At 64.4% G+C, this 20,491-nt stretch carries 15 protein-coding genes; 5 read left to right on the plus strand and 10 right to left on the minus strand.

From position 1 onward, the window contains the following. The first annotated feature begins 181 nt into the window (after positions 1-181). The gene (locus JJT62_RS17800; RefSeq protein ID WP_202074141.1) at positions 182-718 is read left to right on the plus strand and encodes a GNAT family N-acetyltransferase; all 537 of its coding nucleotides are present in this window, start codon (positions 182-184) and stop codon (positions 716-718) included. A 29-nt stretch (positions 719-747) separates the two neighbouring features. Here the strand turns inward: JJT62_RS17800 and JJT62_RS17805 are convergent, their stop codons facing one another. The 4 genes from JJT62_RS17805 to JJT62_RS17820 are packed head-to-tail and all read right to left on the minus strand — an operon-like array spanning position 748 to position 4,453. Then, complete coding sequence (locus JJT62_RS17805; RefSeq protein WP_202074209.1) at positions 748-1,491, minus strand: ABC transporter ATP-binding protein; 744 nt, start codon at positions 1,489-1,491, stop codon at positions 748-750. Then, positions 1,442-2,197 (minus strand): ABC transporter permease, encoded by a 756-nt coding sequence (locus tag JJT62_RS17810; protein ID WP_202074142.1) that lies wholly within the window; start codon positions 2,195-2,197, stop codon positions 1,442-1,444. The genes JJT62_RS17805 and JJT62_RS17810 overlap by 50 nt, the downstream gene beginning before the upstream one ends. After that, on the minus strand, positions 2,194-3,162 hold the full coding sequence (locus JJT62_RS17815) for an ABC transporter substrate-binding protein (RefSeq protein WP_202074143.1): 969 nt from the start codon (positions 3,160-3,162) through the stop codon (positions 2,194-2,196). Before JJT62_RS17815 ends, JJT62_RS17810 begins: the two co-directional genes overlap by 4 nt. Positions 3,163-3,220: 58 nt before the next feature. Further along, complete coding sequence (locus tag JJT62_RS17820; protein ID WP_202074144.1) at positions 3,221-4,453, minus strand: glycosyltransferase family 4 protein; 1,233 nt, start codon at positions 4,451-4,453, stop codon at positions 3,221-3,223. A gap of 219 nt (positions 4,454-4,672) precedes the next feature. On the opposite strand from JJT62_RS17820, the gene JJT62_RS17825 reads away from it, so the two are divergent. From JJT62_RS17825 to JJT62_RS17835, 3 genes are all read left to right on the plus strand, one after another. Then, entirely contained in the window at positions 4,673-6,538 is a 1,866-nt protein-coding gene (locus JJT62_RS17825; protein WP_246744985.1) for a bifunctional diguanylate cyclase/phosphodiesterase, read from the plus strand. Between the two features lie 74 nt (positions 6,539-6,612). Continuing rightward, positions 6,613-8,628 (plus strand): DNA topoisomerase IV subunit B, encoded by a 2,016-nt coding sequence (parE, locus tag JJT62_RS17830; RefSeq protein WP_202074145.1) that lies wholly within the window; start codon positions 6,613-6,615, stop codon positions 8,626-8,628. 189 nt (positions 8,629-8,817) lie between these two features. Continuing rightward, entirely contained in the window at positions 8,818-9,882 is a 1,065-nt protein-coding gene (locus tag JJT62_RS17835; protein ID WP_370568583.1) for a sensor histidine kinase, read from the plus strand. A 110-nt stretch (positions 9,883-9,992) separates the two neighbouring features. Here the strand turns inward: JJT62_RS17835 and JJT62_RS17840 are convergent, their stop codons facing one another. From JJT62_RS17840 to argJ, 4 genes are all read right to left on the minus strand, one after another. After that, on the minus strand, positions 9,993-11,366 hold the full coding sequence (locus JJT62_RS17840; RefSeq protein WP_202074146.1) for a DUF2252 domain-containing protein: 1,374 nt from the start codon (positions 11,364-11,366) through the stop codon (positions 9,993-9,995). A 40-nt stretch (positions 11,367-11,406) separates the two neighbouring features. Beyond that, complete coding sequence (mutT, locus tag JJT62_RS17845; RefSeq protein WP_202074147.1) at positions 11,407-11,808, minus strand: 8-oxo-dGTP diphosphatase MutT; 402 nt, start codon at positions 11,806-11,808, stop codon at positions 11,407-11,409. 8 nt (positions 11,809-11,816) lie between these two features. Further along, positions 11,817-12,335 carry a carboxypeptidase regulatory-like domain-containing protein gene (locus tag JJT62_RS17850; protein ID WP_202074148.1) on the minus strand — a complete coding sequence of 173 codons (519 nt, stop codon included), beginning with the start codon at positions 12,333-12,335 and terminating at the stop codon, positions 11,817-11,819. Between the two features lie 472 nt (positions 12,336-12,807). Beyond that, positions 12,808-14,055, minus strand: coding sequence for a bifunctional glutamate N-acetyltransferase/amino-acid acetyltransferase ArgJ (argJ, locus tag JJT62_RS17855; RefSeq protein ID WP_202074149.1), 1,248 nt, complete (start codon positions 14,053-14,055; stop codon positions 12,808-12,810). Between the two features lie 224 nt (positions 14,056-14,279). Here argJ and JJT62_RS17860 point away from each other — a divergent pair, with 224 nt between their 5' ends. Then, positions 14,280-16,043 carry a patatin-like phospholipase family protein gene (locus JJT62_RS17860; RefSeq protein WP_202074150.1) on the plus strand — a complete coding sequence of 588 codons (1,764 nt, stop codon included), beginning with the start codon at positions 14,280-14,282 and terminating at the stop codon, positions 16,041-16,043. A 222-nt stretch (positions 16,044-16,265) separates the two neighbouring features. On the opposite strand, the gene JJT62_RS17865 is transcribed toward JJT62_RS17860, so the two are convergent. Next, positions 16,266-17,153, minus strand: coding sequence for a peptidylprolyl isomerase (locus JJT62_RS17865; RefSeq protein ID WP_202074151.1), 888 nt, complete (start codon positions 17,151-17,153; stop codon positions 16,266-16,268). A gap of 89 nt (positions 17,154-17,242) precedes the next feature. Continuing rightward, the gene (locus tag JJT62_RS17870) at positions 17,243-20,221 is read right to left on the minus strand and encodes a bifunctional [glutamine synthetase] adenylyltransferase/[glutamine synthetase]-adenylyl-L-tyrosine phosphorylase (protein ID WP_202074152.1); all 2,979 of its coding nucleotides are present in this window, start codon (positions 20,219-20,221) and stop codon (positions 17,243-17,245) included. Positions 20,222-20,491: the final 270 nt, after the last annotated feature.

Here is a 20,491-nt window from a genome sequence, read left to right on the forward strand (position 1 = left end):
GACGAATAAAGTTCGGAGCCGCGCTGACCTTCTACGATGTGTGAATCCGATAGCGCTTTAGCGGGGGAGGGACAGGGAGGGGGCGCCTCTCATTGTCGATGGCTATGAAGGCTTGCATCGCGCGGCGTCTACAACAAGGCGGAATACGAACCGCAGGAATGAAACCCGACAGGAAGTTCGAATGGACATTGTCGAAACCGACCGGCTGATTTTGAGAAACTTCAGGCAGGGCGACGCCGCCGATCTCTTTGCCTATCTGCGTCAACCCAGGTCGAATTGTTTCGTCTCACTCAGACTTGCGGATCTCGACGCCGCGCAAGCGGAAGTGGAGACGCGCAGTCGCAGTGATGAGCATATCGCTGTGTGCTTGCGGGGCGTCGACAGGCTGATCGGCGATTTGTTCTGCGTCCATGAGCCGCCCGACACATTTTCTGTGGGGTGGAATTTCAACGCGGATTTCGGCGGCGCCGGTTACGCCACCGAAGCCGCGCGGGCGCTCGTCGAGTATTTGTTCACGGTGAAGCAGGCCCGGCGTCTCTACGCTTATGTGGAGGAAGACAATTTCGCCTCGCAGCGCCTGTGCGAAAGATTGGGGATGCGGAGGGAGGGGCTGTTCAGAGAGTTCGTGTCCTTCGTGACCGATGACGACGGCGCCCCGATATTCGAGAACACGATGCAATACGCCATCCTGCGTAAAGAGTGGACGGCGCGACGATAACCGTCCAGGTCTTCCAGCTTGTTGTTCGACTATGAAGGCTCGCGACGCGCCGCGGCCAACGCCTCGCGCGCTTGCGCCTCCAGCGTCTCGGCCGCTTCCTTGCTGAGCCGCCCCCGCGGCGTCGCAATGTCGAGCGTCGCGACGACGCGGGCGGGGCGCGGCGAGAGCAGGAAAATCCGGTCCGCGAGCGCGGTCGCCTCGGCAAGGTCATGCGTCACGATCAGCGTCGTGATGTGTTTCTCCTCGATCAGCGCCGCGATCTTGTCGCGCAGCGCGCGCGCGAGCGCGGCGTCGAGCGACACGAGCGGCTCGTCGAGAATGAGAAGATCGGGCTTTACGGCGAGCGCCCGCGCGAGCGCTGCGCGCCGCGCCAGGCCAAGCGACAATTCGCCCGGATAATGTGTCGCATGCTCGCCAAGCGAGAGTTCGTCGAGCAGCGCGGCGATCTCATCCTCGCTCGCCTCCGGCGCGGCGATGCGGATGTTGTCGGCGACGCTGCGCCAGGGCAGCAGGCGCGGCTCCTGAAACACCATGCCGAGCCGGCCATGGGCGGGCAAATGAATATCGCCGGCATAATCATGGTCGAGCCCGGCGATCAGCCGCAGCAAAGTCGTCTTGCCGCAGCCCGAGGGGCCGACGAGGGCGCCCGCCTGTCCGATCGGCAGAGTCAGGCGCAGATCGTCGAGCGCGCGCAACGCCCGCCCGTCGGCGCTCCTGTGATCCTTATGCGCGATCGCGACGTCGAGCGCCGCCGCGCCGCCAGCGGGCGACATGTCGTTCAAGGGGTTGCACCAGAAAGGTTTCGACGGCGAGCATGAGGCCGACGAAGGGAAGAGCGTAGGCGAACAGCAGCTTCATGTCGAATTGCTGGAACGCCATATTGATCTCGAAGCCCACGCCGTTGGAGCGCCCGAGCAGCTCGACGACGAGCACGATCTTCCACACGAGCGAGAGGCCTGAGCGCGTCGCCGCGGCGAAATAGGGCGCAAGCTGCGGCAGGACGACGTGCTGCAACCGCATGGCCGGTGAGAATTTGAAGGCCTGCGCCATTTCCTCGAGCTGCGGATCGAGCGCGCGGGCGCCTTCGCGGATCATGACGACGGCGTTCGGCAGCTTGTTCAGCGCCACGGCGCCGATGGCGGCGGCCTCCGTCAAGCCCGCCCAGACATAGGCCAAGACGATCACGACCAGCGCCGGCAGATTGAGCAGCGCGACGAGCCAGGGGTCGAGCAGGCGGTCGGCGATCCTGTTGCGGCCCATCAGATAGCCGATGGCCGCGCCGAGGCTCATGGCGAGAACGAAGGCGGCGATCACGCGGGCGAGCGTGATGGCCAGATTAGAAAACAGCGCGCCGGAACGCGCTTCCTCCATGATCGCCTCGAATACGAGCGCCGGCCCCGGCAAGCGCCGCGGCTCAGAGAGCCATGCGCCAATCTGCCAAAGGCCGAGAAGCGTCGCGAGCGATATGAGGCGGATCAACGCGCGGCGGCCTCGCCGCCCTTGTAGAAGGTTCCCGGCGCGAGGGTCTTGCCGGGGCCGACGAGCTTCTCGCCCCCGGTTTCGGCCAGCACCTTGTAGAGCGCGGCGGCGTCCGCCTCTTCCTCCGCGATCGGTCGCTTGGGAATTCCCGCGACATAGCGCTTGCGGTAGATGTCGAGCGTCGCGGCGTCCTTTTGGCCGATACGGCTTGCCGCCGCCGCCCAGGCTTTGTCGTCCGTGGCGATGAGCGCTTTGGCCTTGCCCGTCATCACGAAAAACCGGGCCAGCGCGTCCTTGTTTTTGGCGGCGAAAGCGTCGTCGAACACATAGCCGGTGATGACGACATTGCCTTTGGCGCCGAGCGCCTTCTCCACATCGACGATGTCGATCGCGCGCGCGAAACCCTTGCCTTCGAGATCAGCCGCGAAATTCCAAAATTCCAGCGCCGCGTCGATTTCGCCCTGCAGGGCCTTTTCGGCGATGAGCGGCGGCGCGCCATAAAGGATGGTGGCGCTTTTCGCGAGATCGACGCCTTGCTTCAGCGCGAAGGCTTCGAGCATCAGCCAGCTCTTATCCAAAGGCCCGCCAGCGACGCCGAGCTTCTTGCCGACGAGATCCTTCACGCTTTTGATCGAGGCGTCCCGCGTCATCACCGCGCCGACCCCGGTGGAGTAGGGGTAAAGCGTGAGCTTCGCGCCCTGGGCGCGCTCACGCGCGACCCAGAGCCAGTCCGAAACGATAAGATCCGCGCTTCCGCCCTGAATGGCGATCTTGCCGGCCTCCGGCGAGGCCAGCTCCGTCACCTCGAGCTCGAGTCCCGCCGCCTTGTCGAGGCCGAAGGCTTTCACGGCGGCCATCTCCCAGCCGGTCGTGCCGGTCTTCTGCAAGGCGAGGCGCAGTTTCTCCGCCTGCGCCGGCGCGGCGAGAAGAAGAGCGGCGGCGAGAAAGGCGAGGCGGCGTTTCATGTGCTTTCCTGGATTAGCGGCGGTGGTCTTACCGCAGGAAAAGCCCTGCGTCGATGCGCTACCGGGTCGCGCGCGCGAGCATTCGATCATAGACCGCAAGGGTTTCCGCGACATGGCGCTCCAGCGTCGCCGGCGACGCCCAATAGGCGTCATAGGCCTTGTTCGACATTTGCGCGATCACCGCGTCGTTTCTCAGCTCGCGGATGGCGGAGGCCAGCGACTCCACGTCGCCGCTCTTGAACCATAATCCGGTAACGCCATCCTCCACCGCCTCGCGCGCCGCGCAGCCGTCGGCCACGATAACCGGCGTGCCCGTCGCTTTCGCCTCCAGCGCGGTGAGCCCGAAGGTCTCGTACCAGAGCGAGGGAAACACCAAGGCGCGCGCCGCGCGCATCGCCGCGCGCACCTCTGCCGGCGAGCGCCAGCCGAGGAGTTGCGCTTGCGGATAGCGCGCGGCAAGCTCCCCGGCGATCGGGCCGTCCCCGACGAAGATCGGCGTCACGCCCGCCCGCTGCGCCGCTTCGGCGAAGAGAAACGCGCCCTTTTCGGCCGAAAGCCTGCCCACGAAAAGGAAGCCGCCGTCCGTCGGGTCGCCCTTATGGCCCAGCGGCTCGGCTTCCACCGGATTGGTCACGCGATGGATGGCCGCGCCCGGCGGCAGGCAGGAGGCGAGCACTTTCTCCTGCAGATCCGAGAGCAGCAGAATATCGGAGAAGGTTTCGGCCAGATGCGCGACATGCTCGGCGATGAAAAGGCGGATGTTGCGCCAGAGTTTGAATGGATAGTTGCGCGAGTCGCAATGCGTCCTCCAGCAGGCCAAGGACATGGGCTTCAAGGGGCAGACGTCGTTTTTCTGGAAATTATAGAATCCGCCATTCGGGCAGCTCAGGAAGAATTCATGCATCGTATAGGCGGCAGGCAAGCCGCTCGCCTGTATCGGCCTGGCGATCGACGGCGACAGCGCCTTCGCCCAGCCATGCACATGGACGATCGCTCGCTCCCTCGCGAGTGCGCTCAGCGTCTCGTCGAGCGCCTTTGCGGCTTCGAAATTCCAGATTCCCTGCCGGGCCGCGTCGAGGCGGGAGGGATTGCCGAGAATATCATGCTGGCCGAGACTAACGGTTTCGACGCCGGCCGCCTCTAAGCGCGCATCGGCCGGGCCGCAGGCGGAAAAGAAAATCACCCGGGCGCCCGCGGCCTTCAGGCCCAGCGCGCTTTCGATCGCGACCTTGGATTGGCCGCCGCTGACAAAGGCATGATCCACGCAGATGACGACGGTGAAAGGGCGCATGGCGGCTCCAGGGAAAAGACGCGGAACCTTACCGAGGCGAGCTTGCGCGGGCGTAAATGCGGGGCGCCCCTCAATGTATTCATAGGTTTAAAGCTAAGCTTTATTAATCTTTTGCGCGCAATTTTGAGAGCTGTGCAATTATCGAGTGCTTTGTCTGCGAAACGCGTTGCGAGCGAGAGACAATTCATTTGATTTTAGCGCGGGCACGGGAAGCGCTTCATGGATAGGGCGGACATGGACTGCAGCGGCTGCGGGAAGCCTTCCATGCTCGGGCTGAAAGCAATACAGCACGCGGCTCTGGAAGGCGTCGCGCGCGACCAGCCCGTGAAGGCGATCATGAACCGGCTCTGCCTTCAGGTGGAGCGGCTGGCGCCCGGCGTCATCTGCTCGATTCTGTCGGTGGACCCTCTGGGAAAATTGCGTGTGCTGGCGGCGCCCAGCCTGCCGGAGGATTATTCCGCCGCGATCGACGGTCTGCTGATCGGCCCGTCGGTCGGCTCCTGCGGCACGGCCGCCTATTTCGGCAAATCCGTCGAGGTGACGGACATCGCCACCGATCCGCTCTGGGCGGATTTCAAGGATCTCGCTTTGCCGATCGGGCTGCGCGCCTGCTGGTCGTCGCCCATACGCGCCTCCGACGGCCGGGTCATCGGCGCATTCGCCTTCTATTACCGCACCTGCCGTGGCCCGAGCGCGCTCGACCGCACCATTGTCGAGGCCTGCATAAACCTTTGCGCCATCGCTCTGGAGCAGGAGGAGCGCAAAGCCAGCATCCATCGCCTCGCTTATTTCGACGGCCTGACCGGGGTCGCCAATCGCGCGGCGTTCGAAAAACGTGGACGCGAGGCGGTGTCGGAGGCGGTCAAGAACGACTCCAGCCTCGCCATCCATTGGATCGATCTGGACGGCTTCAAGAATATCAACGATACGCTCGGCCACGGGGCCGGAGACGCGGCGCTGCAAATCATCGCCAAGCGGATTGCGGACGTGCTGCGCTCTGGAGAGTATCTCGCCCGGATCGGCGGCGATGAATTCGTGGTGCTCCAGCAAGCCGCCGGCAAGCAGGAGGATGTAGAGGCGCTCGCCCGCCGGCTGATCGCGGCGGCGAGCGAGCCCGTCGATTTCGGCTTCGGGGTCTTCACCTCCATCGGCGCCAGCATCGGGGTCGCGCGCGCGCCGCAGGACGGCCTGGCGCTTCCCGATCTGATGAAAAAGGCCGACCTCGCGCTCTATGAGGCAAAGCTCGCCGGCCGCAGGCGGTTCTGCTTTTTCGACGCCGAGATCGAAGCCCATTTCGCCTCGCGCTGGCAATTGGAGCAAGATCTCAAGCTGGCGCTCGCCCGTCAGGAGTTCGAGCTCTATTTCCAGCCGATCGTCGATCTTGCCGAGGCGAAGCTCGCAGGCTTCGAGGCGCTGCTGCGCTGGCGCCGGCCGGGCCACGGTTTGCTGAGCCCGCCGCTGTTTCTCGACATCGCCGAACGCATGGGGCTGATCAACGACATTGGCGCCTGGGTTTTGAAGGAGGCCTGCACATGCGGGGCGTCGCTGCCGCACCCGCTTCGCGTCGCCGTCAATCTCTCGCCGACGCAATTGCTCAAGCCCGGCTTTGCGCTGGAGGTGGCCAGGATCGTCGGTGAAAGCAAATTCTCCCCACGCCGGCTCGAGCTCGAAATCACAGAATCGGCGCTTTTTCTGGAGAACAGCGCCACGCTCGCTTGCCTGAAGGATCTGCGGCGCCTCGGCATTTCCGTCGCCCTCGACGACTTCGGCACGGGATTTTCCGCCTTGTCGCATCTGCGGGTTTTCCCGGTCGACCGGATCAAGATCGATCGGTCCTTCGTGCAGGAGGCCGACAAAAACCCCGAAACGGCGTCGATCATCCGCGCCATCACCGGGCTGGCGCGGGAGCTCGGGGTCAGGACAACGGCCGAGGGGATCGAAACCGAGGCGCAGTTGCGCAAGCTCAAGAGCCTGGGCTGCGACGAAATCCAGGGCTATCTGGTCAGCCGCCCCAAGCCGCTCGGGGCCTTCCAGAATTTGGAGGAGCTGGCGGTCGGCGGCTCCCGCCCGGCGAAGACGGCGTAAGCGCGACCATTCGTCCGCCAATCCTTTGGCTGGAGCCTCGCGCATCCCCTTCCGAATCGCGCTAAGATGGCCGCATGGCCACGAAACCCGATCTTTTCGGCGGCGCGCCGCGCAAGGCGCCCGCGCCCAAAACCGCCGCGAAACCGACCCCTGCGGAATATGACGCCGGCTCCATCGAGGTGCTCGAGGGGCTGGAGCCCGTCCGCCGGCGCCCCGGCATGTATATCGGCGGCACGGACGAGACCGCGCTGCACCACCTCTTCGCCGAGGTGCTCGACAACGCCATGGACGAGGCTGTCGCCGGCTACGCCACCTTCATCGAGGTGACGCTGGAGCCCGATGGCTGGCTGACGGTCAACGACAATGGCCGCGGCATCCCGGTCGGCCCGCATCCCAAGATGAAGGACAAATCCGCGCTGGAGGTCGTCATGACCGTCCTTCACGCGGGCGGCAAATTCGATTCCGGCGCATATCAGACCTCCGGCGGCCTGCACGGCGTCGGCGTGTCGGTTGTGAATGCTTTGTCAGAGAAGGTGGAAGTCGAGGTCGCGCGCGAGCAGCAGCTCTACCGCATGGCGTTCTCGCGCGGCCTGCCGCTCGGCAAGCTCGTCAATGTCGGCAAGATCAACAATCGCCGCGGCACGCGCGTGCGCTTCAAGCCGGACGCGCAGATTTTCGACGCGAACGCCCATTGGAAGCCGGCGCGGCTCTTCCGCATGGCGCGCTCCAAGGCCTATCTCTATGGCGGCGTGGAAATCCGCTGGCGCTGCGACCCCTCGCTCATCGAGCCGGGTTCGGACGTCCCCGCCGAGACGGTGCTGTGCTTCCCCGGCGGGTTGAAGGATTATCTCGCCCGCGAGACGCACGATAAGGAACTCGTCACCGATCAACCCTTCTCCGGCAAGGTGACGCGCGAAGGCGGCCATGGCTCGCTCGAATGGGCGGTCGCCTGGTTCGCCGAGGACGACGGCTTCATCCATTCCTACTGCAACACGGTCTGGACGCCCGACGGCGGCACGCATGAGGCGGGTCTTCGAAACGCGCTATTGAAGGCGCTCAAGGACCACGCCGATCGCACTGGTCAGACAAAGCGCTTCAAGGATGTGACCGCCGACGATCTGATGAGCCAGGCGGCGGCGATGATCTCCGTCTTCATCCGCGACCCGCAGTTCCAGGGCCAGACCAAGAACCGGCTGATGAGCGCCGATGGCGCGCGCATCGTCGAGGGAACGGTGCGCGACGCCTTCGACCATTGGCTCGCCGCCGCGCCGACGCAGGCCAATAAGCTCCTCGACTTCGCGGTGACGCGCGCCGAAGAGCGCCTGCGCCGCAAGGCCGAGAAAGACGTCGCCCGCAAGACCGCGACGCGCAAATTGCGCCTGCCGGGCAAGCTCGTCGACTGCACCAATAATTCGGCGGAAGGCTCCGAACTGTTCATCGTCGAAGGCGATTCGGCCGGCGGCTCGGCGAAGGAGGGCCGCAATCGCACGATGCAGGCCATTCTTCCCCTGCGCGGCAAAATCCTCAACGTCGCCTCGGCGACGAAGGACAAGCTCCTCGCCAATCAGCAGCTCGCCGATCTCACGCAGGCGCTGGGTTGCGGGCTCGGCGCGCATTATCGCGAGGAGGAGCTTCGCTACGAGAAGGTCATCGTGATGACCGACGCCGACGTCGACGGCGCCCATATCGCCTCGCTGCTCATCACCTTCTTCTACCGGCAGATGCCGCGGCTCATTGAGAACGGCCATCTCTATCTGGCGCAGCCGCCGCTCTATAAGCTCACGCAAGGCGCGAAGACGGTCTATGCGCGCGATGACGCCCATCGCGACGAGCTGATCCGCACCGTGCTCACCGGCAAGGGTAAGGTCGAGACCAACCGCTTCAAGGGCCTGGGCGAAATGAGCGCCGCCCAGCTCAAGGAAACGACCATGGACCCGGGAAAGCGCACGCTGCTCAAAGTGGTTCTGGTCGGCGAGGAGCGCGAGGAGGTGGCCGATTGCGTCGAGCGGCTGATGGGCAACAAGCCCGAGGCGCGCTTTGCGTTCATCCAGGAGAAGGCGGCCTTCGCGACGGAATTGCTGGATATTTGATTGGCCCCCTCCCTGTCCCTCCCCCGCAAGCGGGAGAGGGGACGCTCACGATCAGCATGGTCTATGAAGTCCGCAATCTGCCCCCTCTCCCGCGAAGCGGGGGAGGGACAGGGAGGGGGCCAACAGCCACCACCCGCTCGCGCCCGCGCCCGTCTGCCTCTATAATGCCGCATCTCCGAAAGGTGATGCGTGAGCGATACGGACACATTCCCCGACGCCGGCGAGGCGCGCGGCGCGGCTTCGGACTGCGGCGCGATCCAGGATCAGGCCTATGCGCTCGAGCGCATGCAGCTCGCGCTCGACGCCGGCCGCACGGGCGTCTGGGACTGGAACCTCGTGACCGGCGCGGTGCATCTCGACGCCCGCGTGCGCCAGCTCTGGGGCCTCCACGACGACACCGAGCCGAGCTTCGACGTCTTCCGCAATGCGCTGCACCCGCAGGACAAACGCCGCAGCAAGGAGGCCGTCGGCCTCGCGCTCGATCCGACCTATGAAGGCGATTACGAGATCGAATATCGCGTCATCGGCGTGAAGGATAAGATCGAGCGTTGGGTGTCGATCCGCGGGCGCACCTTCTTCGAGAACGGTCGGCCCGTGCGTATCCTCGGCACGGCGCGCGACATCACCGAGCGCAAAATGCGCGAGCAGCATGTGCGCGTGCTGCTGCGCGAATTGGTGCATCGCTCGAAAAACCTCTTGGCCGTCGTGCAGGCCATGTCGCGCCAGACCGCGGCGGGCGCGCCGTCGGTGGAAGAATTTCAGCGCAAGTTCAGCGCGCGCCTTCAGGCGCTTTCCATGGCGCATGATCTTCTTGTGTCGCAGGATTGGCGCGGCGCCTCCATGCGCGAATTGGTGGGCGCGCAGCTCGCCTATTGCATGGACGTTCCCAAAGACGACCTTCCCGAGCATGCGCGGATCGAGGGCCCGAAGATCAATCTGAAGCCGGAGGCCGCGCAGAACATCGGCCTTGCGCTGCACGAGCTCGTCACTAATGCATTGAGCTATGGCGCGCTCTCCGTGCCGGAGGGAAGCGTCTCGCTAAAATGGGGCTTCGAGGAAGACCGGCTCAACATCGAATGGCGCGAGAGCGGCGGACCGCCGCTCGTCACGCCGCCGAAGGAAGGCTTCGGCCATAAGGTGGTCAAGAAGCTTGTCGCCCAGGCGCTCGACGGCGAAGCCACATTGAGCTTCCCGCCGGACGGGCTGATCTGGACGCTGTCGATCCCCGCGAGCTTCGCGATGATGCGCGAGTAGCCAATCAGGCCCCGCGCCGTCATTGCGAGCGAAGCGAAGCAATCCAGGGCCGTAATGCGGCTCTGGATTGCTTCGTCGCTTTGCTCCTCGCAATGACAGCGGGTGTCGAATTACTCCGGCTGCGCCGCACGATAGGCGTCGAAATCATCCTTCGTTTGCTTCGCATAGAGCATGGCAAACGAAGCCAGCGCATCCTCGAAAGCCTCGCCCTTGCCCATATAGCCCGCGAGCACGGCGGGCCGCGACGAGCGCGCATGGGCGCGCGCCAGCGTGCTGCCGCAGAGCTCCGCGTAGCGCGGGAAGGCTTCGTCCTTCAGCAGTTCCGAGATCGACCCGAGACGGCGCGTCTTGAGATGACGCATATAGAAGCGCCGCCCGGTTTCGGCGTCGTCCGCATGGGCGAGGAAAATATCCGACGCCGCCTGCATCACCCGCTGTCCCGTGGTCACGCGCTTTCCTTGCGACTCTTTCCAGCCTCCCTGGCCGAAACGCTCCAGCACGGAAGGCCGCGCTTCCTTGATCTGCAAAGCGAGCGGCTGGTCATCTTCCGACATATAGAGGCCGATCGCGCAGAATGTGCCGACGCTGCCGACGCCCACGGCCTTGAAGGCCGTGTCGCTGAGCCGGTAGCGCTCGAAAAGCGTGGCGAAGGGCGCCTGTAGGCCGTCTTGCACAAGATGCTCGAAAAGCTTCGGCAGATCGACGTCCGCGCCCGGATCGCGCAGCGACTCGAGATGTTGAAGCTTCGGCGGCTTGTCGACGAAGCGCCAACCGTCGCCGACCTTTTCGATTTTCGGCAGGCCGTCGATGCGGTCCTGCGGGCCGTTCCCCTCATAGATCGCAGCGCTGAGCTTGTCGTGCAGCACGCGGTCGCGCAAAGCTTTGACAATGTCGCGCAAATGAACGCGCACGTTCCAGACCTCGATCGGCGACATGGCCGCGAGCTCCAGCAGGCGCGCGCGATAGGTCTTTACCGTGCGGCGCGCGAATTGGCGCGCTTGGCTTTTGGAGAAATTCATATCCAGCGCCGCCACTGCGACGCTCGTCGCCAAACGCCGCAGATCGAAGATGATGTCGACATGCGGCAGCGTCTCGTCGAAGTCGTTGACGTCGAAAAGGATGTTGCCTTCCGGCGACGAGAAGGCGCCGAAATTCATCAAATGACAATCGCCGCAGGCCTGCGCGGTCACGCCGGGCGCGAGCTGGCTTGCGAGATCGAACGCCATGACATCGGCTGCGCCGCGCAGGAACGCAAAGGCGGACTCCGCCATCGCTTTGCGCCGCATGGGCAGCAAGGATTGCAGACGCGGGCGTTCCGTCTCCGCAATGATCGCGATCGGATCGCGGATTTCGGGCGGGACAAAATCCGCGAGCGCCTCGCGCGGGACCGCCTCACGCAGGCTTTTCCCGAGCTTGTAGCAGTCGCGCCGGCCGAGGCTGGCGGCGTCGCGATGTCCGAGATCTTGCCAATCGATTTCCGTCATGAGCGGATGTTAGCCCGCCCACATGGCGTTACCAAGTCGTCTACCCAAGCAGATCGATCAGCGGCGCAATGAGCGGCGCGTCGGCGGGCGGCATGTCGTATTTGCGCAAATCCCGCGCGCGCGCCCATTTCACCGCCTGGCCCTCCGCGGGCGTCACGAAGCCTTCCCATTTGCGGCAGACATAAAGCGGCATGAGGAGATGGAACTCCTCATAGGCGTGGCTCGCGAAAGTGAGCGGCGCGAGGCAGGGGGCTTTCACAGTAATGCCGAGTTCCTCCGCAAGCTCGCGGATCAGCGCATCCTCGGGACGCTCGCCGGGGTCGATCTTGCCGCCGGGAAACTCCCACAATCCCGCGAGCTGCTTGCCCTCGGGACGCTGCGCGATCAGCACGCGATTATCGGCGTCGACAAGCGCGCAAGCGACGACGAGAAGGAGTTTCATGCCAATCCCTATTTCCCGGAGATGACGACCTCGACCGGCTTGGTCTCTGCGCCGGTCACTGTGGCTTCCTCATATATCAGGCCGCCTTCCGTCACAAAGGACTGCTCCGGCTTCCAGATCACCTGCGTGGACAGATAGTAGCGGCCGGGCGGCACGTTTTCGAATTTGAATTGTCCAGTAGGCCCGGCCTTGGTCGTGCGGGTGTGGGCGACATAATCCGGGTCGGGGTCGTTCTTCGGGATGGACGAGGCGGGCGCGAATTTGGCGCCGTGGAAATAATAATCGAGCCGAGCAGTAGCGTAACTCGTCGCAGGGATAAGCCGCACGACCTCGCCCATCGCGTAGTGAACATGCGCGCCCGTTTTATCCGGCAGGAAAGCCTGGCCCTGAATCGTGGCCTTGCCGGGCTTGTCGAGAAACGCGGCCTCGGCTGCGTCGAAGCGCGCCTGTGGCGGCGAGGCGGACGTCGAATTGCAGGCGAGGAGGGGGAGGGGAAGGAGAATAAGGAAAAGTCGCGATAGAAACATATGCAACGCCTCGAAATGATTGACAGCAAAAAATGCAGGTTTCCGCGCAATCGAGTGAATAGCGAACTGGCGAGATTAGCCCCAATACCTCCCCTTTACGGGGAGGTCGGCGGCCAAAGGCCGCCGGGTGGGGCTCGCGCCGCAACCATTTCGATGGGGCTGGGCCCCACCCGACGCAGCTTCGCTGCGCCACCCTCCCCGTAAAGGGGAGGGATTAGCTCACGCCCAGCATCCACTCGATTGCCAGAAGCAGAGTTTCAGTATGGCGTGTGAAAAGCAAGCGCCGTCATTGCGAGCGAAGCGAAGCAATCCAGGGCCGCGCCGACGCCGCTGGATTGCTTCGTCGCTTACGCTCCTCGCAATGACGGTGGATGTATTTCCGCGGCCAACCCGCGCCCGTCATTCCCGGCAGGCCGAAGGCCTGACCGTGAATCCAGAGCAACGGCGACGCTCTTGCGAGCCTTCAGGAAACTCAGCTCCGGTAATCCCCGTTGATCGCCACATATTCCTTCGTCAGATCACACGTCCACACAGTGGCGGCGCCGTCGCCGAGGCCGAGGTCGACATTGATGACGATCTCCTGCCGCTTCATGATCTCCGAGACTTCCTGCTCGTTGTAATCCGGATCGCGCAGGCCCTTGAAGGCGACGCGCACGCCGCCGAACCAGATGGCCAGCCTGTCGCGCTCGGCATATTCGCCGGCCTTGCCGACCGCCATCACGATGCGGCCCCAATTGGCGTCTTCGCCGGCGATCGCCGTCTTCACCAGCGGCGAATTGGCGATGGCAAGCGCAACCCGCTTCGCCGCTTTCGCGCTTTCGGCGCCGGTCACCGTCACTTCGACGAATTTGCGCGCGCCCTCGCCATCCTTCACCACCTGATGGGCGAGGTCGAGCAGCACGGCGTCGAGCGCCTTCTTGAACTCAACGAGACGCCGGTCGCTGGCCTTTTCGATCTTCGGCGCGCCGCGCTTCTTGGCGGCGCCCGTCGCAAACAGCAGCAGCGTGTCAGACGTAGAAGTATCGCTGTCGACCGTGATCGCGTTGAACGAGCCCTGCACGGATTTGGCGAGCATCGTCTGCAGCGCTTCGGCGGCGATGGGCGCGTCGGTGAAGACGAAGGAGAGCATCGTCGCCATGTCGGGGGCGATCATGCCGGCGCCCTTGGCCATGCCGCTGATCGTCACGTCCACGCCGCCGATCGTCGCGGTGCGCGTCGCGAGCTTGGGGAATGTGTCGGTGGTCATGATGGCGCGCGCCGCCTCTTGCCAGCCGTCGGGCCGCGCCTCGGCGGCGAGCTTCTCCAGCACGCCCTCGAATTTCGTCGCGTCGAGCGGCTCGCCGATCACGCCCGTCGAGGCGATGAAGATCTGCCGGTCGCTCGCGCCCGTCGCGGCGGCGGCGATCTTGGCGGAGCGCTTCACCGCTTCGGCGCCGACCTTGCCGGTGAAGGCGTTGGCGTTGCCGGAATTGACGAGCAGCGCCTTCGCCTTGCCGCCCTTCAGTTTCGCGCGGCACCAATCGACCGGCGCCGAGGGGCATTTGGATTTGGTGAAGACCCCCGCGACCGCGGCGCCCTCGTCCATGACGGCGAGCATTACGTCGGTGCGGCCGGCGTAGCGAATGTTCGCGGCGCCGGCGGCGAAGCGCACGCCGTCGAGCGGCGCGATTTCGGGAATGGTTGCGGGCGCGAGCGGCGAGAGGGGGGCGTCATGGGCCATGGTGAAAACCCTGCGTATATCGATGCGGCCGCCTGAAGAGGGCGGCGCGGAGAATGTGTTTGCAAATGGGGTTTGGCGGCATGGAGCCGCGCCGTCAAGCCGCGACGCGCGCGGCGGCGGCATTTTGCGCTGTCATTCTCCGCTGCGTGCAAAAGTTTATACTCCCGTCACGGCGGCCTGCTTGTCTGGCCCTTCGCCGCAAAGCATTTTTAAGGGAGAATGATGTGTCGAAGCCTTTATACGAAATCGGCGTGGTGTTGTCCGGCGCCATCTCGGCGGGCGCCTATTCGGCCGGCGTCATGGACTTTCTCATCGAAGCGCTCGACGCCTATGAGAGCGCCAAGGCGCATCCCGGCTGGGACGGTCCCACGCATGACGTGCGCATCCCGATCATGGCAGGCGCCTCGGCGGGCGGCATGACCGCGGCGATTTCCGCGCTCCACGCCTTTCGCCGGCCCGAGCATGTGTGGCCCGGCAAGCCGCTGCCGCTGCCGCCCGCCAACCGGCTTTATTCGAGCTGGGTTCACGACATCGACATCATGCGGCTTCTCGAGACCACCGATCTCGATGGCGCCAGGGCGGCGCAGGGCGTGAAATCGGCCTTGTGCTGCGACGTCATCGACGAGATCGTCGCTAACGCTTTCGAGCTTTCGGGCGAAATACGGCGGCCAAATTGGGTGGGACGCGGCGCCTCGCGCGATCTGCGCGTCTTTCTCACGCTCACCAATCTGCGCGGCGTGCCCTATTCCTTCCAGCTCTTCGGCTCCGACGATCCGCGCCGATACGGCATGCTCAATCACGGCGACTACCTCGATTTCAACATCGGCGTGGCGCCGGGGCAGGCGGATGGCGCCCTGGCGCTGGACATTGGGAGCACGCAGACCGAGGGTTGGGAGCTTTTCCGCACGGCCGCCAAGGCGACGGGCGCTTTTCCGGTCGGCCTCGCGCCGCGCTTCATCCAAAGGAACGAGCTGGATTACTGGCATAGCCAGCGGGTCGGCTTCGAAGCCAATGGCGGGTTCACGCCTGTCTATCCTGATGACTGGGTAAAATCGGTCCAGCCCTATTCATTCGTCGCGGTGGACGGCGGGACGATCGACAACGAACCACTCGAGCTTGTGCGGCGTTATCTTGCCGGGACAGGCGGAAGCAACGAGCGCAGCGCCGACAGAGCGAATAGATCGATCATCCTCATTTCGCCCTTCCCCAATCTGCAGAAGACGACCCTCGAGGGCCGCGGAGAGAGGCTTCTCGACGTCCTGCCCAGATTATTCTCGACGCTGATCGATCAGGCGCGCTTCAAGCCGGACGAGCTGGCGCTGGCGCAGGACGAGCGCGTCTATTCGCGCTACATGATCGAACCGGAGCGGGAGCCCAATGCGCATCCCGACTCCAAGCTCTATCCGATCGCCTGTGGCGTTCTCGGCGGCTTCGGCGGCTTTCTGCACCAATCTTTCCGCCACCATGATTATTTGCTCGGCCGGCGCAATGCGCAGGCGTTTTTCCGCGCGAATTTCTCGCTGCCCGTCAGCAATCCGCTGTTTGCGGAATTCCCCGAGGCGTTGCGCAAAAAATGGCTCGTTCGCGACATCGACAGCGGCGATCTTCGTTTGCACGACACCGAGCGCGGCAAGGAGCCGGGCCTGCCGATCATCCCGCTCACGCCGGAGATCCAAGGGGTCACGCCCGACATGATGAAAGAAATCGCCATCGGCGCCAGCGATCTGCCGCGCCCTCAGGTCTTCGACAATCCGGTTGTCAGAGGCAATCTGCAGAGCGCGATCGAGAAGCGCGCCGCGACGGTCGTCGCCGCTTTGGTGGAAAACGATCTCAAAGCTTTCACCTCGGGACCGCTCGGCTTTTTCAAGCGTCTCGGCGCCCGGCATTTCGGAACGGATATGGTGGTCGCGAAAGCCAATAACGCCATTTTTGGCATTGGGGGCGCAATCGACAATGTCAGAAACGCTTTTTTCGAAACGAAAGTTTGAAGGCGGAAAATGCGCCGTTACTCCCGTCGGGCGAAAAGCCCGACGGAGAATCCGGCCCCCACCGTCATTGCGAGGAGCGAAGCGACGAAGCAATCCAGGGCAGCGAGCGTGGCTCTGGATTGCTTCGCGTCGCTCGCAATGACGGAGCTGGTTTGGCTCTGGATTCCCGATCGCTCGCTTTGCGAGCGTCGGGAATGACATCGACCCGGTCGAGCGATCGCCTTACTTCTTCTTCTCTTCCGGCTTGGCCGTCGGCGCCGGAGCCGCGCCGCCCTTGGCGGCGTCGGCCGGCTGGTCGGTGCGCTCGATCTTGGCGCCTTCGCGCAGCTTCATCACCAGCTCGCTCTGCGCCTTCTGCACGACATAGCGAGCGACCTGCTCCTTGACCTGATCCATCGGCGGGAAGGTCTTCGGGCGGGTCTCGTCGAGCTTGATGATGTGCCAGCCGAACTGGGTCTTCACCGGCTCGGAAATGTCGCCGGGCTTCATCTTCGAGGCCGCCTCGCCGAATTCCGGCACCATGCGGTCCTTGGTGAACCAGCCGAGGTCGCCGCCCTTGGAGCCCGGGTCCTTGGAGACTTCGCCGGCGACCTTGGAGAAATCCTCGCCGCCCTTCACGCGCGCGAGCGCCTTCTTGGCCTCTTCCTCGGTGGGCACGAGGATGTGATGGGCGTGGAACTCGGTCTCGGGCTTCTGGTTCTTGGCCGCCTCGTCATAAGTCGCCTTGATGGCGGCGTCGGTCGCGGCGTTCTTGGCGACATTGCCGAGCAGGGTCTCCATCAGCGCCTTGTCGCGCAGATAGGCCATCTTCCTGGCGAATTCCGGGGTTTCGGCGAGCTTGTCGGCCTGCGCCTTTTGCACGACGAGCTGCTCGTCGATGAGGAAGTCGATAATATAGCTGTCGCGCGCCTTGCCTTCGAGCTGACGCGGAATGCCCGGGCCGAGATCTTCCATGGCGATTTTGAGGTCGTCGTCGGTGATCTCGACGCCATTCACCTTGGCCAGCACCTTGGCCTGCGCGGGCGCGGCGGCGGCCATCAGGGCGACGAGACCGAGCGTCCCGAAGGCGACGCCGGCCAGGGAACGCGCGTTATAGCGGGCATTTGACATGATATGCTCCAGAAATCGAGGCAGAAGGCCCCAGAAAAGCCGCCGCCACGGTCGGCGCGGAAAGTTCCTGCGTGACGAATGGGGCGTATCTATGCCGGAGGCGGCGCCTCTGACAACTCCCCAGCGCCGGTAGCGGGCCCAGAAAACGGTCCGATGACAGACAGGAAAATCTCCCGCGTTCTCTTCTGAGAATCGGCGAGCAGCGCCTCGAGATGGGAGAGATTGGGCGAATCCCCGACCCGCAGCAGCAGTTCGGTCAGGCCGCGCGGCGCGTCCGTCGCCCGGAACGGGCCGTCAACGGCAAGGCGCAGCACTTGCGTGAGCCCCTGGTAAAGGCTCGCGGCGGCGCGAAGCGTCTCGGCCGCGCCAGCGTCGAGCAGGCCGGCGTCGCGCAGCTTGCGCAGCGCCAAAGGCGTCGTCGTGGAGAAAATCTCCGGATGCGCCGCGCCATGCAGAAGCATCAGATATTGGGCGATGAATTCGATGTCGATCAGCCCGCCCGCAACCTGCTTCACCTCCCAGGGGCTGTTCGAGCCCTTGGCCTGCTCGATGCGCTTGCGCATGGCGAGCACGTCGATTTTCAGCTTTTGCGGGTCGCGCGGCCGGGTCAGCGCGGCGCGGATCGCCGCCTCGACGCGAGCCGCGAATGCCGCCGGCCCGGCGACGACGCGGGCGCGGGTCAGCGCCATATGCTCCCATGTCCAGGCCTCTTCCGCCTGGTAAGCCTCGAAGGATTTCAGGCTTACCGCGATCGGCCCCATATTGCCGGAGGGGCGGAGACGAAAATCCGTTTCGTAGAGCGTGCCTTCAGCGGTCGGCGCCGAAATCGCGGTGATGAGGCGCTGGGTGAGGCGGGCGTAATATTGCGCCGTCGAGAGCGAACGCTCGCCCCCGATAGACTCCGCGTGCGGATCGGCCTCGTAGAGCAGCATGAGGTCGAGATCGGAGGCGGCGGTCATTTCGCGCCCGCCGAGCTTGCCCATGGCGACGACCGCCGCCGCGCCGTTCTCTATGCGGCCATGCGCCTTTTCGAACTCCTTGCAAACCTCTTCGAAGAGGCTGGCAATCAGCGTCTCGGCAAGGCGCGTATAGGCGGCGCCGGCGTCCGCGACCGAGATCGAGCCGGTCAGCACGCGCACGCCGATGAGAAACTTCTGCTCCTGGCCGAAGATGCGGGCGCGGTCCAGCGCATCTTCATAGGAGCGCGCCTCGGCGAATTGCGCCGCAAGGCGCTCACGGAGATCGGCGTCGCTCGGCAGAGTGTGGAAGAACGCCGGCTCCATCAAAGCGTCGAGCACGCGAGGCCGCTTCGAGATGGTGGCGGAGAGCTTGGGCGCCGCGCCGGTGATGGCGGCGAGCAGCGTGAGCAGGCGCGGCTGCGAGACGAGCAGCGAGAAAAGCTGCACGCCGGCGGGTAGCTTCTGGATAAGCTTGTCGAAAGCGAGAAAGGCCTGATCGGCATTTTCCGTCGCGGCGAGGGCTTCCAGCAATTTTGGCGTGAGTTCGGTCAGGCGTTCGCGCGCGACGGTCGAGCGCGTCGCGGCGTAGCGGCCAAAGTGCCAGCCACGAATAGTTGCGGTCACCATTTTGGGGTCTTTGTAGCCCATGCGCGCCAGCGTCTCGATCGTCTCGGGATCGTCGTCGTCGCCCGTGAAGACGAGATTGCCGCCGGTGGCGGAAAGCTCGGGCGCGCTTTCGAAGAGCCGCGCATAATGGCCCTGCACGATGTCGAGCCGCTTCATGAGCGCTTCGGCAAAGTCGTCATAGCCCGCAAATCCCATCATACGGGCGATATTCTCGACGCCTTCTTTCGTCTCGGGCAGCGTATGTTTCTGCTCGTCGGCGACCATCTGAATGCGATGCTCGACGTCGCGCAGGAAGAGATAGGCTTCCCGCAAATCGTCGCGCGCCTGCGCTTCCACCCAGCCGCTTTCGACGAGCTGGTCGAGCATGGGCAGCGTCGCGCGGCCGCGCAATCTTTTGTCGCGTCCGCCGGTGATGAGCTGCTGCGTCTGCGTGAAGAATTCGATCTCGCGAATGCCGCCGCGCCCCAATTTGATATTGTGGCCGATGACGGCGATCTTGCCGTGGCCTTTATGCGCATGAATCTGCCGCTTGATCGAATGCACGTCGGCGATCGCCGCGAAGTCGAAATATTTGCGCCAGACGAAGGGCGACAGCTCCTGCAAAAACTGTTCGCCCGCGTAAATGTCACCGGCGACGGGCCGCGCCTTGATATAGGCCGCGCGCTCCCAATTCTGGCCCATGCTTTCGTAATAGGAGAGCGCCGCCTCCAGCGGAATGGCGATGGGCGTCGCGCCGGGGTCGGGACGCAGGCGCAAATCGGTGCGGAAGACATAGCCGTCGCTCGTGCGCTCGCTCATGATCTTCACGATGCGCTTGGTGAGCTTCACGAAGAGATCGACGTCTTCGGAAGGGTCGGTGAGGCGGGCGCGGGAACGGTCGAAAAAGACGATGAGGTCGATGTCGGAGGAGTAGTTCAGCTCATAGGCGCCGCCCTTGCCCATGCCGAGGAAAATCCACCCAGAGGCGCGTTCGGGATCGCGCTGGTCGGCGAGCTCGAGCTTGCCTGCGTGCTGGGCTTGGCGCAGCGTGAAACGAATGGCGGCGGAAAGCATGGCGTCGGCGATGCGGGTGAGGGCCTCCGTCGCCTGCAAAGTGTCCCAGGCTTTGGAGAGATCGGCGAGCGCGATGACGAGCGCCGCTTCCTGCTTGATGAGCCGCAAACGGCGCATGATCTCGGCTTCGTCGTCCGTCTCCAGCGCGCGAGCCTCTCCGATAAGCCCGTCGACGCGCGTCTGCGGATCGGCCGCGAGCGCCGTCGTCAGACGCGCCGGGTCGCGCGCCGCAAGATCGGTGAGATAGGGTGAGGAGCCGAGGACGCCGAAGAGCAGGTCGCGCGCCTTGGGGTGTGCGGCGAGGAAGGACGCGAGCGGGCCCTTATCTTTCTCCAACACGCGATCGAGCGCCTTTTGCGCTCTTTCGGCGTCGGCGGGGGAGATGATGATTTTCGCACGGGAGAGCAGGGCGTCGGCGTCGAGCGTCAAGGCTGTCCTCTAGTTTTTGTATCAGCGCGGCATCGCCATCCGCGCTAATCCCTCCTCTTAACACGCGAAAGCGGGGTCGGAACCCACGGACCGCGAGCCTTCAGGCTCGCATATCGCAGAGCGAGCCTGAAGGCTCGCGGTCCAGGGCGCCCGGCGATCCGGCGATCGGCTGCTTATGATCCCCAAACGCGGGGCTCTCCCCTTCTCCCGCTTGCGGGAGAAGGTGGCCCTCGCGTCAGCGAGGGTCGGATGAGGGCCCACTGTTTATCG

The organism is Methylocystis sp. Sn-Cys (assembly GCF_016745395.1).
Classification (GTDB): Bacteria; Pseudomonadota; Alphaproteobacteria; order Rhizobiales; family Beijerinckiaceae; genus Methylocystis; species Methylocystis iwaonis.